10 protein-coding genes and 1 pseudogene are annotated in these 13,586 nt (G+C 56.1%); 3 read left to right on the plus strand and 8 right to left on the minus strand.

Annotated features, from left to right (window positions below; all coding sequences use genetic code 11):
• Positions 1-127: 127 nt before the first annotated feature.
• Together dld and ELK40_RS15225 are read left to right on the plus strand one after the other, a co-directional pair.
• Entirely contained in the window at positions 128-1,876 is a 1,749-nt protein-coding gene (dld, locus tag ELK40_RS15220; protein ID WP_115875832.1) for a D-lactate dehydrogenase, read from the plus strand.
• A gap of 112 nt (positions 1,877-1,988) precedes the next feature.
• Positions 1,989-2,543, plus strand: coding sequence for a GNAT family N-acetyltransferase (locus ELK40_RS15225; RefSeq protein WP_115875833.1), 555 nt, complete (start codon positions 1,989-1,991; stop codon positions 2,541-2,543).
• A gap of 94 nt (positions 2,544-2,637) precedes the next feature.
• Here the strand turns inward: ELK40_RS15225 and pbpG are convergent, their stop codons facing one another.
• Both pbpG and ELK40_RS15235 read right to left on the minus strand, forming a co-directional pair.
• Positions 2,638-3,561, minus strand: a complete 924-nt coding sequence (gene pbpG, locus ELK40_RS15230; protein ID WP_111965977.1) for a D-alanyl-D-alanine endopeptidase — start codon at positions 3,559-3,561, stop codon at positions 2,638-2,640.
• 167 nt (positions 3,562-3,728) lie between these two features.
• The gene (locus ELK40_RS15235) at positions 3,729-4,316 is read right to left on the minus strand and encodes a Yip1 family protein (protein WP_023312454.1); all 588 of its coding nucleotides are present in this window, start codon (positions 4,314-4,316) and stop codon (positions 3,729-3,731) included.
• 157 nt (positions 4,317-4,473) lie between these two features.
• Between ELK40_RS15235 and ELK40_RS15240 the strand changes: the two genes are divergently transcribed.
• Positions 4,474-5,046, plus strand: coding sequence for a DedA family protein (locus tag ELK40_RS15240; RefSeq protein WP_115875835.1), 573 nt, complete (start codon positions 4,474-4,476; stop codon positions 5,044-5,046).
• A 63-nt stretch (positions 5,047-5,109) separates the two neighbouring features.
• Here the strand turns inward: ELK40_RS15240 and ELK40_RS15245 are convergent, their stop codons facing one another.
• From ELK40_RS15245 to ELK40_RS15275, 6 genes and pseudogenes are all read right to left on the minus strand, one after another.
• A complete protein-coding gene (locus ELK40_RS15245; RefSeq protein WP_127731666.1) occupies positions 5,110-5,874 on the minus strand; it encodes an SDR family oxidoreductase in 765 nt (254 codons plus the stop codon).
• Positions 5,875-5,924: 50 nt separating this feature from the next.
• On the minus strand, positions 5,925-7,343 hold the full coding sequence (mdtQ, locus tag ELK40_RS15250; RefSeq protein WP_127731668.1) for a multidrug resistance outer membrane protein MdtQ: 1,419 nt from the start codon (positions 7,341-7,343) through the stop codon (positions 5,925-5,927).
• Positions 7,344-7,669: 326 nt separating this feature from the next.
• Positions 7,670-9,064, minus strand: a complete 1,395-nt coding sequence (ascB, locus tag ELK40_RS15260) for a 6-phospho-beta-glucosidase (RefSeq protein ID WP_127731670.1) — start codon at positions 9,062-9,064, stop codon at positions 7,670-7,672.
• Between the two features lie 12 nt (positions 9,065-9,076).
• Positions 9,077-11,037: pseudogene (bglF, locus tag ELK40_RS15265) on the minus strand (PTS beta-glucoside transporter subunit IIABC); the annotation flags it as partial.
• 29 nt (positions 11,038-11,066) lie between these two features.
• Complete coding sequence (bglG, locus tag ELK40_RS15270; RefSeq protein ID WP_115875840.1) at positions 11,067-11,900, minus strand: transcriptional antiterminator BglG; 834 nt, start codon at positions 11,898-11,900, stop codon at positions 11,067-11,069.
• A gap of 166 nt (positions 11,901-12,066) precedes the next feature.
• Entirely contained in the window at positions 12,067-13,413 is a 1,347-nt protein-coding gene (locus ELK40_RS15275) for a carbohydrate porin (RefSeq protein ID WP_127731674.1), read from the minus strand.
• Positions 13,414-13,586 lie beyond the last annotated feature (173 nt).

A 13,586-nucleotide genomic window follows, 5' to 3' on the forward strand; every position in this document is an offset into this window, starting at 1 on the left:
GTGTGCCACAAACCCTCTGAACGTTGCAGGGTTATTCTCTGATTTTTCTCGTGAATACTCGACCCCTTAACAGTTAATCGCGCTATGCTTTACAGCGAGAAATTTGCCCCACCACAAGGAGTGGAAGATGTCTTCTGTTCGAACTGACGATAACAAAGCATTTATTAACGAACTGTCGCGCCTGGTTGGCTCCTCTCACCTGCTTACCGACCCGGCTAAAACCGCCCGCTACCGCAAGGGCTTCCGCTCCGGTCAGGGCGAGGCGCTGGCGGTGGTTTTCCCCGGCACGCTGCTGGAACTGTGGCGCGTGCTGAGCGCCTGCGTCGCCGCCGACAAGATTATTTTAATGCAGGCGGCCAACACCGGCCTGACCGAAGGCTCCACGCCGAACGGCAACGATTACGATCGTGACATCGTGATTATCAGTACCCTGCGTCTCGACAAGCTGCACCTGTTGGACAAGGGCGAGCAGGTGCTCGCGTTCCCCGGCACCACGCTTTACTCCCTCGAAAAAGCGCTTAAGCCGCTGGGCCGCGAACCGCACTCGGTGATTGGCTCCTCCTGCATTGGCGCCTCGGTGGTCGGCGGGATCTGCAATAACTCCGGCGGCTCGCTGGTGCAGCGCGGCCCGGCGTATACCGAGATGTCGCTGTTCGCCCGTATTGACGAAAACGGCAAGCTGACGCTGGTGAACCATCTGGGAATCGATCTCGGCGTGACGCCAGAACAGATCCTCAGCAAGCTTGACGACGATCGCGTGAAGGACGAAGACGTGCAGCACGACGGCCGTCATGCGCACGATCACGACTACGTGACCCGCGTACGGGATATCGACGCCGATACGCCGGCGCGCTACAACGCCGACCCGGACCGCCTGTTTGAATCCTCCGGGTGCGCCGGGAAGCTTGCCGTTTTTGCTGTGCGTCTGGATACCTTCCCGGCAGAGAAAAAGCAGCAGGTATTTTACATCGGTACCAATCAGCCTGAGGTTCTGACGGAAATCCGCCGTCATATTCTGGGCGAATTCAGCAATCTTCCGGTGGCGGGCGAGTACATGCACCGGGACATTTACGACATCGCCGAACGTTACGGCAAAGATACCTTCCTGATGATCGACAAGCTCGGCACCGACAAAATGCCGTTCTTCTTCACCATGAAGGGCCGCACCGATGCGATGCTGGAGAAAGTTTCGCTGTTTAAACCCCACTTCACCGACCGCTTTATGCAGAAGCTGGGCAACGTTTTCCCGGCGCATTTACCGGAGAGAATGAAAACCTGGCGCGACAAGTACGAACATCACCTGCTGCTGAAAATGGCCGGGGACGGGATTGCCGAAGCGCAGTCCTGGCTGACCGAATACTTCAAAACCGCCGAAGGGGATTTCTTTGCCTGTACGCCTGAAGAGGGCAGCAAAGCCTTCCTGCACCGTTTTGCCGCCGCAGGCGCAGCCATCCGTTACCAGGCGGTGCATTCCGAAGAAGTGGAAGATATTCTGGCGCTGGATATCGCCCTGCGGCGTAACGACAGCGACTGGTTCGAGCATCTCCCGCCGGAAATCGACAGCAAGCTGGTGCACAAGCTCTATTACGGCCACTTTATGTGTTATGTCTTCCATCAGGATTACATTGTCAAAAAAGGGGTCGACGCACACGAACTGAAGGAGCAGATGCTCGCCCTTCTGCGTGAACGCGGCGCACAATATCCTGCGGAACATAACGTCGGACATCTTTATGAAGCCCCTGACGCACTTAAGCAGTTTTATCGCGAGAATGACCCTACAAACAGCATGAATCCCGGCATTGGTAAAACAACGCGGAAGAAATACTGGAAAGAGAGCGCAGACGCGGAGCAGCGCATAACGCAAACGTCTGATTAATTCCTACAGCCAAATTTGAGAGATTGTTAAGCGCTCCTTAATCGTAATAGAGTAACTGCTTATCGCCGGAGAAACGTTCCTCCGGCTTTCTATAACGAGGAGCAGGCACATCATGTCGGCTGTTGATGTTTTATCCGAGACCGAACTGGAAGTGCGCGACGCCCTTCCCGATGATGTGCATGCTATTGCCGCCATCTATGCCTGGCATGTGCTTCACGGGCGCGCGTCGTTTGAAGAAGTCCCCCCCACCATCGACGAAATGCGACATCGTATGAAAAGCGTGGCTGAGCACGGTTTACCGTGGCTTATCGCGCTGTATCGCGGCATCGTGGTGGGCTACTGCTACGCCACGCCTTACCGTCCACGGCACGCCTACCGCTATACCCTGGAAGAGTCGATATACGTTGATGCCAGCATTACCGGGCGCGGTTTTGGCTCGGCACTGATGGATGCGTTGATTGAACGCTGCGAGCAAGGGCCGTGGCGGCAGATGATTGCCGTGGTGGGAGATGGCAATAATAATGCCGGCTCGTTGCGGCTGCATAAAAAGCACGGCTTCGAGATTGTCGGTCAGCTGCGCAGCGTGGGGTATAAGAAAGGCGACTGGCGGGATACGGTGATTATGCAGCGCCCGCTCAACGATGGTGACTGGACGCTGCCGGAATAAACGCAAAACGGTAACCTGGGTTACCGTTTTTAGTGTTTTCTCCCTCTCCGACAGGGAGAGGGTCGGGGTGAGGGCATCTGCGGGCAGAGGGAAATTAATCGTTCTGCGCCGTCGCCATCTGCTCGGCTTTCTGCTTTTTATACGTCAATGCCGCGGCCGGTACAGGCTGCACTTTTCCGGTTTCAATCCAGGTACGCAGGCGGCTCGCGTCCGCGAAGTGGGTATATTTGCCGAAGGCATCCATCACCACCAGCGCCACCGGCTTACCGTTAAACACGGTGCGCATCACCAGACAGTGTCCTGCCGCGTTGGTAAAGCCGGTTTTCGTTAGCTGAATATTCCAGTTATCGCGGTAAACCAGATGGTTAGTGTTGCGGAACGGCAGCGTATAGGCCGGGTTCGCAAAGGTCGCCATCTCTTCACGGGTGGTACTGAGCTGACCAATCAGCGGATACTGTTTGCTGGCAATCAGCAGTTTCGTCAGATCGCGCGCCGTGGAGACGTTGTTGATCGACAGCCCCGTCGGTTCAACGTAGTGCGTATTATTCATCCCCAGCGCTTTGGCTTTTGCGTTCATCGCGCGGATAAAGGCGTCGTAGCCGCCCGGATAGTGGTGCGCCAGGCTCGCCGCCGCGCGGTTTTCAGACGACATTAGCGCCAGCAGCAGCATATTTTTACGGCTGATTTCACTGTTCAGCCGCACGCGGGAGTAGATCCCTTTCATCTCCGGCGTGTGGCTGATATCTACTTTTAGCTTTTCGTCCAGCGGCAGATGTGCATCAAGCACCACCATCGCGGTCATTAATTTGGTAATCGAGGCGATCGGGCGCACCAGGTCCGGATGGCTGGCGTAAATCACCTTATTGGTGTTGAGATCGACAATCATCGCGCTGCCGGACGCAATTTGCGGTTGAGCAGCGGCGGCGCTCACCGCGGGCGTTTTGGCGACGGCCGGCACGGCAGCGGACGCGCCCAGCAGCAGCGCCAGGCTAAGTAAAGAGACTCGGAATTTCTGCATGGTGAGACTTCTGATAATTATTCACGCACGTCATGACGTACACCGCCTGTATCAACGGATAAACACAGGCTGGCTTCGGCATCATAGCGGTCACAGAGCGTTGTCGCTAGCGGATAATCGTGAACAGATGCTGCATTGCTGGCATTTACGCCAGCAATGCAGTGAACTCAGAAGAGACGGTATCCGTAACCCCAAAGAATAACCGTCAGCGCCAGTAGCGCCTCCAGCACCAGCACCCCAATGGCGAGTGTTGAACTGGAAAAACTCAGGCCTTCTTCTTTATTGATATTCAGGAAGGTTGGAACCCCCAGATACAGCAGATACCCGGTGTAAAAGAGGGCAATGGTACCGATCAGCGCGCACAGCCAGACCAGTGGATAGAGCGCAACAATACCGCTTAAGAACAGCGGGGTCGCGACATATCCGGCAAAGACCATACAGTGCGCCAGCGATGGACGCTGCGGATAGTTACGCGCCATCCAGTGTATGACGCGCCCCATAACCGCCACACCCGCCAGCATCAGGCCATAAAAAACGATGGCCAGATAAAGCCCGGTAAACCAGGAAAGCTGAACTACGGTGCCGTCACCGAAGTTCCAGCCGATTTGTGTTGTTCCGATAAAGGCGCATATTACCGGCACCGCAGCCATCAGCAGCACATGGTGCGTGTAATGATGCGAGACCGTTTCGTTCTCACTTTTAATGACATGCATTTCACGATCGGGATGGGAGAAAAGTCCCCAGACATGGTTCATAGCGCCCCCTTGTTGTCGGCCCGTCAGCGATACCTTAAGTATAATGCAGGCTTTAGATTATTTTATGTACAGTGGGAAATTTCCGTTGATTTCCCCGCTGTTGATTCACGGGGTATATGATTAAACGAGGTACGCTGAGGGAGATAACATTTACGTAATGGATATTAACGCACTCATTGAGCAATATGGCTATGCCGCGCTGGTCATCGGCAGCGTGGCAGAAGGTGAAACCATCACGCTGTTAGGGGGCGTCGCCGCGCATCAGGGGTTACTGAAGTTCCCGCTGGTCGTTGCCGCGGTCGCGCTGGGTGGAATGATTGGCGATCAGCTGCTCTACTTTCTCGGGCTGCGATTTGGGCCAACGCTGCTTAAACGCTTCGCAAAGCATCAAAAGAAAATCCGCCGCGCTCAGCGGCTCATTCAACGTCATCCCTATCTGTTCGTCATTGGCACGCGCTTTATGTATGGCTTTCGCATTATCGGGCCGATACTGATTGGTGCCAGTCATCTGCCGCCAAAAATTTTTCTGCCGCTCAATATTTTGGGCGCGGTTGCCTGGGCGCTGATCTTTACGACGCTCGGTTACGCAGGGGGCGAAGTGATTGCGCCATGGCTGCATAATCTCGACCAGCACCTGAAACACTGGGCGTGGTTGATTCTGGTGGTTGTGGCGGTGATTGGGGTTCGACTGTGGCTGAAGCACCGGGAAAAGACGCGGGATGAGGAGTGAGTGCGGTCTCCTCCCCTCACCCCAGCCCTCTCCCTCAAGGGAGAGGGAGAGGGAGAAAGGTTACTACCCCTCCGGCTTAAACTGCGGGTTCGCCAGCATAAAACCCCCGTCGACGATAAACGATTGCCCTGTGGTATAGCTGGCGTCGCTGTCGCAAAGCCATGCCACCAGGCTGGCGATCTCTTTAGTGTGGCCCGGCCTTGCCAGCGGTATTTCCGGCATTGAGCCTTCCTTCACTTCGCTGTCGTCCATGTCATTCATCGGCGTGGCAATGGCACCCGGCGCGACGGCGTTCACCAGAATATTGTGCTTAACCAGCTCCATCGCCATGGATTTGGTTAACCCGCCGAGCGCGTGTTTCGCCGCCGTGTAGGCGCTGGCCTCCGGCAGGGGCGTGTGTTCATGTACCGAGGTGATGTTCACAATCCGCCCCCCTTCCCCCTGCTTCACCATCTGCCTTGCGGCTATCTGTGAACAGAGAAACGCCCCGTCCACGTCGACGGTGAAAATATTCCGCCAGTCGTCAAACGGCATTTCAAGGAACGGCGCTTTGGTCATCGCACCCGCATTATTGACCAGCACGTCCAGCCGGCCAAAACGCGCAATCAGCGTTTCAATAGCCTCTGCGCCTTCCGGCAGTGTGCCTAAGTCAAGATGGATAGCCTCTGCGCGCTGCCCCTGCGCTTCAACTTCGCGGCAGGTTTCCAGCGCCCCTTTTTCATCCGAATGCCAGGTGACGCCAATATCAAACCCGCGCTCTGCAAGCATCAGCGCCGTGGTTTTACCGATCCCGGAATCCGATGCGGTCACAATCGCTACTCTGGTCATACTCACCTCCTGAAAAACTGCAAAGAGGTAAGTATAGATAATGACCTTTTTTAGCCATGATGATAGCCACCGCCCAGCACCGAGGTCAGCTGCAGCGAGGCGTCGACATACTGCCCCTTTAACAGTAATCCTTCGAGATGTTCTTTTAGGGCAGGTATTCTGGCTTCACTGACCCGAGAGCCCGCAACGATCCCCGCGCTGAAACGCGCCTGGGCAAGCGCCACAACGCGTGCCGCATCTTTTTCAACCTGCTGCTGGTGGCTATTCTTCGCCGTCAGCGTTTCGACTTCACTGGCCGTGCGTGCCACCTGATTGACGGCTTCGACCACCGCTTTGTTGTAGTTCGCCACCGAGAGATTATTCTGCGCCTGTGCAATATCCAGGCTGGCGTTCAGCCTGCCGCTGTCAAAAATCGGCAGCGTCAGCCCGGCGGTCATGCCCATCTGCTGCGCGGAAGAGCGGAACAGATCGCTCAGGTGCAGGGCATCCTGCTGTAAGAACGCCATCAGGTTCACGTCAGGGTAGAAAGCCGCTCGGGCAGCCTCCACTTCGCTCATAGAGGCTTCGATATACCAGTGCGCCTCCTGAAGATCCGGACGACGTGCCAGCAGTTCATAGCCGAGCGTCGACGGTAACGAGGCTTCCACCGTCGGCAGGGCGTGCCGCGTCAGCGTCACGGAAGAGGCGTTCGTCAGCGCGACCAGGCGCGCCTCAACGGCTTTCATCTTCCCGTTGACTTCTGCCAGCTGCGCTTCGGTTTTGTTGGCGTTGATATCCGTTTCGACGCCCTCCACGGAGGAGGTGATGCCGTGTTGATACAGCTCGCGATCGGCACCGATAATATTGTCCTGCTCATGTTTGATCTGGGCGAGAACCTCCCCCACGGCGGCCTGCGTTTGCCACTCCCAGTAGAGCCGCGCCACGCTGCTGGCCAGCAGCTGACGCGTCTGCTCCAGCTCCGCTTTTTGCGCATTCACTTTGCCAATCCGGGACTCGACCCGGGCGCGATTTTTTCCCCAAAGATCGAGATCCCAGCCTGCGGTCAGGCCAAAGGTGCCGTTGGTGTACCACGGCCCGGTGGTGCCTGCAGCCGGGTCGGTAAAGGCAAACGGTCCCATCAGCCCTTCGGCGGACATTTTCTGACGTTCCGCATCGGCGGAAAAATTAATCTGCGGACCGTCGGCTGCCATTACGGATTTGGCCTGGGCTTCGGCAAGCGTAATGCGCTGACGGGCAATCTGCATATCCGGCGCATCACTTAATGCTTTCGCAATAAGCCCGTTAAGTTCGGGATTGTTATACTCTTTCCACCACTCATTTTTCGGCCAATCGGTATGACGAAGCTGCGTATTCACCGACGCCGCAGCGGTTTGCGTTTTAATGGGAGATACCGTGGCATGTTCAGGCGCACAGGCAGCCAGAATAAAAACGAAGGGAGCACTCAGAGAAAAAATAAGAGAACGTTTCATGACGCCATAAACTCAAAAAATAAAGGCGCACGTTACGCTCAGTGTCGTTCATTTTTTTAGTAACGCGTGGCAATCCGCAAATTGTCATACATCTTAATACACGGAAATTTATTCCTAAAAATAATGATTAAATTTAATACATTCATGCCAACCATAAATACGCTGCTACACTTATTCAGGACATACATGAGCGGGAGAAGGGAATGAAAATATTACTGTGGGTTATTTTGATTATATTTCTGATAGGTCTCTTAGTGGTTACCGGTGTATTCAAGATGATTTTCTGATTCCTTTGCCCGGCGCATCGCCGGGCAACGTCCATGATATCAGGCTTTCAGCGAAGCCCCTTTCGTAGCAATAACCTCTTTATACCAGTAGAAACTCTTTTTGCGGCTGCGCGCCAGCGTGCCTTTTCCGCTGTCATCGCGATCGACGTAAATAAAACCGTAGCGCTTAGAGAGTTCAGCTTTAGACGCGCTCACCAGATCGATTGGCCCCCAGCTGGTATATCCCATCACCTCAACGCCGTCATCAATTGCCTCACGCACCTGTACCAGATGGTCGTTAAGGTAGCTGATGCGATAGTCATCCTGCACCACACCGTCCGCATCCGGTTTATCCTTCGCCCCGAGGCCATTTTCCACGATAAACAACGGCTTCTGATAGCGATCCCAGAGCACGTTTAACAGGGTACGCAGGCCGATGGGGTCAATCTGCCAGCCCCATTCGGAACTTGCCAGATGCGGGTTTGGCACCATGCTCAGGATGTTGCCGCGCGCCTGCTGGTTGAGAGCTTCATCCGCGGTAACGCAGCCCGTCATGTAGTAGCTGAAGGAGATAAAATCGACGGTCGATTTCAGCGCCTCGCGGTCGGCGTCCGTGACCTCAAGCTGAATACCGCTGTCGCGGAAGAAGCGCTGCATATACCCCGGGTAGGCGCCGCGGCACTGCACGTCGCCAAAGAACTGCCAGGTGCGGTTTTCCTGCAGCGTCTTCAGAACATCTTCCGGCTTGCAAGTCAGCGGATACATCAGGCCGCCCAGCAGCATGTTGCCAATTCTGGCATCAGGAACGATCTCGTGGCAGGCCTTCACCGCCAGCGCGCTGGCAACCAGCTGGTGGTGGATTGCCTGATACACTTCACCTTTGCTGCTGGTTTCCGGCAGGCCCACGCCGGTCATCGGCGCGTGCAGAGACATATTGATCTCGTTAAAGGTAAGCCAGATCTTCACCTTCTCTTTGTAGCGCACGAACACAGTACGGGCATAGCGTTCAAAGAAGTCGATAGTCTGGCGGCTGCCCCACCCGCCGTACTGCTTCACCAGCCCCCACGGCATTTCGTAATGCGACAGCGTCACCAGCGGGGTAATGTTGTGCACAGCAAGCTCGTCAAACAGCCGGTCGTAAAACGCCAGCCCCGCCTCGTTAGGCTGCTGCTCATCGCCGTTCGGAAAAATGCGGGTCCAGGCAATGGAGACGCGCAGGCAGCTAAAGCCCATCTCAGCGAACAGTTTGATGTCTTCGGGATAGCGATGATAGAAGTCGATGGCAACATCCTTGATGCCGCTGTCACCCGCCACGCGCTCAACCACCGGGCCAAAGACACCGCGCGGCTGAACGTCTGAGGTGGACAGCCCTTTTCCCTCTTCCAGATACGCGCCCTCTACCTGATTCGCGGCAACCGCGCCGCCCCATAAAAAATCGTCCGGGAAAGTTTTCATCACGTTCTCCTGTTATTGATGGCTTACGCTGAGTAACGGCGCACCGGCACTGACGGACGTTGCCGCCACGGTCACCACGTCGCGATACTCATCGCTGTTACTGATAATAATCGGGGTCGCCAGGTCGAATCCGGCATCGATAATCGCCTGTCGGTCAAACTCCAGCAGTAGATCGCCGGGCTGTACTTTGTCACCCACCTTCACGTGGGCGGTAAACGGCCTGCCGTCGAGCTTCACGGTGTCGATACCCACGTGGATTAACACTTCAATCCCGCTGTCGCTAAGCAGGCCGATGGCGTGTTTGGTCTGGAAAAGAGAGGCCACCACGCCGGCAAACGGGGCAACCACTTTGTTATCGGAGGGAATAATCGCGGCACCGCTGCCCAGCAGGCCGCTGGCAAAGGTGGTATCCGGCACCTGGTCGAGCGCCAGAACGGTGCCGGTCATCGGTGCCAGCACATCGTTTTCACCCGCGGAGACCGCCCCTTCTGTCGCGGTGTTTCCTGGCATACCGGCGACCAGCGTCAGGCCGCAGCTCAGCACCAGCGCCACCGCGGTGCCGATAATGCCGCCCCACAGCGTGGCGTCCACGCCGCCAGGCGGGATCATCTGGGCGACAGTAAAGATATTGGCGAAGCCGAAAGAGTAAACGTGGGTGTCGCTGAAGCCGACAATCGCCCCGCCGATAGCCCCCGCCACGCAGCCAAAAATAAACGGACGGCGCATCGGCAGGTTTACGCCATACACTGCGGGTTCGGTGATACCGAAAATACCTGCCGTCACGGATGAACCGGCCAGCATTTTCTGACGCGCATCGCGGGTGCGCAGGAAAATGCCCAGCGCCGCCCCCACCTGACCAAACACCGCGGGCAAGAGCATGGGCAGCATGGAGTCATGCCCCAGCACCGCCAGGTTGTTAATCATCAGCGGCACCAGCCCCCAGTGCAGGCCAAAAATAACGCAGACCTGCCATAGCGCGCCCATCGCCGCACCCGCCAGCCACGGCGCCAGAACGTAAATACTCTGATAGCCGTTCGCCAGCAGCTGGCTCAGCCAGGTCGCCAGCGGCCCGATCACGAGGAAAGTCAGCGGCACGGTTACGCCCAGACAGATCAGCGGCGCGAAGAAGTTTTTCATCGAGGAAGGCAGCAGCCTGGTGCTCTGTTTTTCAAGCCAGCAGCTCACCCACGCGGCGAGAATAATCGGGATCACCGACGAGCTATAGTTGAACCAGGTGACAGGGATGCCCAAAAAGGCGTCCGACACCGCGTCCGGCTGCTGGCTGGCGTTAAACGCCGCAATCATTACCGGATGGGTGAGCGCCCCACCGATCACCATGGTAATAAACGGGTTGCCGTCGAATTTTTTCCCGGCGGTATAGCCCAGCACCATCGGGAAGAAGAAGAACAGCGCGTCGCTGGCGGCAAACCAGATTTTATACGTGCCGCTCCCGGTCTTGAGCCAGCCGCATACCACGGCCAGCGCCAGCAGCCCTTTCAGAATACCGGACGCGGCCAGAATACCGATAAACGGGGTGAAGATCCCGGAGACGATGTCGATCAGGCGGCCCAGCAGGTTCCCCTTTTCACCCTTCTCTTCCACAACAGGGGCGTCATCCGTAAGGCCTGCTTCATTACGGACAGCCTGCCAGACGTCGTGAACGTGGTTGCCAATCACCACCTGAAACTGGCCGCCGCTTTCGACCACCATGATTACGCCCGGATTTTTCTTGAGCCCTTCCGCATCCGCCCGTTGATTCTCTTTCAGTTTGAAGCGAAGCCGGGTCGCGCAGTGCACAAGACTGACGATGTTCTCTTTTCCGCCAACGTGGCCGAGAATATCCTTCGCTAAAGCCTGGTATTCCATCTCGATTTCCTTACATCCGATGCCCGCAGGCACCTGTTGACTGAGTACAAAAAATAAAAAAACCCGAGAACGGCCTTCTGACGAAGGCCGCGCTCAGGTTTTGCCTGCGTAGTGCAGTAACAATCCTGTTTGAGGCTTAACGCCCCTCTTTTCTCACCCGCTCGATATGAATGGCGAGGAACATAATTTCTTCGGTCGTCAGCTCACGCTGATAGCTTTTGTTCAGGTGCTGGGCGATTTTCTCGGCGCATTTCCACGCTTTCGCGTAGTTGTCTTTTACTGCCGTATGCAGCGAGACATCGTCATCTTCCACCACGGTGCGGGTGAGCATCCGCTGGGCAAAAAACTTCAGGTGGGTGACAAAACGCTGATAGCTGAGCGACTCTTCGTCATACTCAAGCTGCAGCTGATACTTCACCAGCTGGAGGATCTCCTGCATCACCCGCGTCACGTGCATCACCTCCGGCATTTCGCTGTTCAGCTGCGCGGTGACCAGATGCAGCGCGATAAAACCGGCCTCATCCTCCTCCAGTTCGACGTTCAGGCGTCTGGCGATAATGGCCCGCGCCTCCTGCCCTAACTCGAACTCCTTCGGATACAGCCGTTTGATATCCCACAGCAGCACGTTTTTGATGGCCAGCCCGTTCTTCTGCCGCTCAATAGCAAAGTAGCAGTGATCGGTGAGGGTGATATACAAGCTCTCCTGAAGCTTGCCCAGCCGCTGCGTCGCCAGCCCGATGATGCGATCGCAGGTGGTCATCACCTCCAGCGGAATTTGACTCAGCAGCTCTCCGAGCCGACGCACCAGTTCATCGCTTTGTAATGCAAACACCTTTTCAACCAACGCGGTATCCAGCGCTTCACCGACGCGCTTCTGAAAGGCCAGCCCACGGCCCATCACCACCTGTTCGCGCCCGCGCTCATCCTGAACAACCACCACGTTATTATTGAGTATCTTGGCGATTTTCATCGGAACCCCAGAAACAAAAAAACCTGACCTCCGGCAGATGCCAGAAAATCAGGTTTTGCCTGCATAAGCAGTAACAATCCAGTTCTGGCACTCTATCAGTTTCATTCGTAGCCTCAATGCGTCACGCGTCAGAAACGTGACGCGGATCGAACTTGCTACGGTGATATCAGAAGGTCACCACCGTTTTCAGCTCGGTGACCCAGGCATCCTGGGTGCGGCTGACCCCGCCGGGATGATGCCAGTACTGAATGCCCGGCTGCAGCTCGAGCCATGACGCCGGACGAAAACGGTAGTAAAACTCGCCGTTCAGGGAATGGCCCGGCACCGGGTGATACGCCGGATTGTCATAATCGCTTACGCCGCTCAGGTTGTTCAGGTAACGCTGGTTGCGGGCGTACTGGCTGCTCATATCAATCCAGGTTAAGCCAAAGCCAATCCAGTCTTCCGGTCGCGCATCAAACAGCCCGCGGTAGCGCAGCGAGGCGGCGTATACCTGGTGCATGTAGTTACTGCTCTGCTCCGCAAGGCTCATGCTGAACGAGGTACTCAACCCGCGATTCGGATCGTCCTGATGCTGCGTTAGCTGCTGGTTCAGTCCGGCGTACATAAACCAGGTCCGGCTGTGCGTATCGAATCCGTCCGGGTCCGTCGCCCCCGCCCCACCCGATTTGCCGCGATAGAGATCGGTTTGCGGCGCGTTGGTAAATACCACGCCCAGGTTGTACGCGCCCGGCAGGCCGTTAATCAGCGGACGCGCTTCGATTTCAACCGGCAGTAAGATCCCTTTGCTGCCCTTCGTCGACCAGCTCCACGCATGGCTGCGGCTGGCGGCCTGCGGATTCTGCTCCATCACGCCGCCTTTTAAGGTCAGCGTCGGCGTGAGTTTATAGGCAAGCGTGGTGCCCCAGGTGTGCACGTTCCAGTTGTTCCAGGTCAGCGAGTTGGCGGACTTTCCGCCGCACTGGGACAGCAGCTGGAAATCACAGGGGATAATTTGATCGAAGGTCTGTACCTTGTTCATCATCCCTATGCGCCAGGTCAGACGCCGGTCGTCAAAGCTGCGGGCAAAGGTCAGCCAGCCCAGACGGGTAATCGACTGCCCGCCCCAGCTCTCCTGGGTCAGATCGTTGAAGTTGACGCGCGGATCCTGCACGCGTTTGGTGGTGAGATCGTCATTGTGGTTGCGGTTAACGATGTTTCCCTCGATACGCGCGTCCGGGATACCGGTCCAGCGCTCCAGGTCCTGGTTGAAGGTCAGCGCGAACTGGTCAATATAGGCCACGTGGGAGTCGTGGTTATAGCCACCGCCGCCGTTCCAGCCGATCTCATTCAAATAGCCGAGATTGTACGTAAAGCCGTTATCGTTGAGAATTTTACGCACACCGACCATATTGCCGAGAAGCGGCGCCGGTGGAGCCTCAAAACCTAGTACCGTACCGTTCCAGTCTTGCGCCATCGACAGCGGGGATATCGCCAATAAGGCGAACGCATAGAGTTTATTTTTATATGCCATGATAACAACCTGTGATTGAGTATTGAGTGCGTAACCGGCCGCAGGAAATTTTTCTATTTCCTGTCGATAATTCATTTTTTAAAATCATTAAAAAGCGCTAAGCCAAATGTCTCTCCTGCGTAAACGACAGGCAAAAAAAAACCTAAGCGCTCCACAGCGAAAATGCTGTGAAA

Origin of the sequence: Enterobacter sp. N18-03635 (assembly GCF_004006055.1) — a bacterium.
Lineage (GTDB): Bacteria > Pseudomonadota > Gammaproteobacteria > Enterobacterales > Enterobacteriaceae > Enterobacter > Enterobacter vonholyi.

What these genes read in the sequence shown, in the direction of transcription:
- dld (WP_115875832.1), top strand. Translation starts at nt 128, where the DNA reads ATGTCTTCTGTTCGAACTGACGATAACAAAGCATTTATTAACGAACTG.
- ELK40_RS15225 (WP_115875833.1), top strand. Translation starts at nt 1,989, where the DNA reads ATGTCGGCTGTTGATGTTTTATCCGAGACCGAACTGGAAGTGCGCGAC.
- pbpG (WP_111965977.1), bottom strand. Translation starts at nt 3,561, where the DNA reads ATGCAGAAATTCCGAGTCTCTTTACTTAGCCTGGCGCTGCTGCTGGGC.
- ELK40_RS15235 (WP_023312454.1), bottom strand. Translation starts at nt 4,316, where the DNA reads ATGAACCATGTCTGGGGACTTTTCTCCCATCCCGATCGTGAAATGCAT.
- ELK40_RS15240 (WP_115875835.1), top strand. Translation starts at nt 4,474, where the DNA reads ATGGATATTAACGCACTCATTGAGCAATATGGCTATGCCGCGCTGGTC.
- ELK40_RS15245 (WP_127731666.1), bottom strand. Translation starts at nt 5,874, where the DNA reads ATGACCAGAGTAGCGATTGTGACCGCATCGGATTCCGGGATCGGTAAA.
- mdtQ (WP_127731668.1), bottom strand. Translation starts at nt 7,343, where the DNA reads ATGAAACGTTCTCTTATTTTTTCTCTGAGTGCTCCCTTCGTTTTTATT.
- ascB (WP_127731670.1), bottom strand. Translation starts at nt 9,064, where the DNA reads ATGAAAACTTTCCCGGACGATTTTTTATGGGGCGGCGCGGTTGCCGCG.
- bglG (WP_115875840.1), bottom strand. Translation starts at nt 11,900, where the DNA reads ATGAAAATCGCCAAGATACTCAATAATAACGTGGTGGTTGTTCAGGAT.
- ELK40_RS15275 (WP_127731674.1), bottom strand. Translation starts at nt 13,413, where the DNA reads ATGGCATATAAAAATAAACTCTATGCGTTCGCCTTATTGGCGATATCC.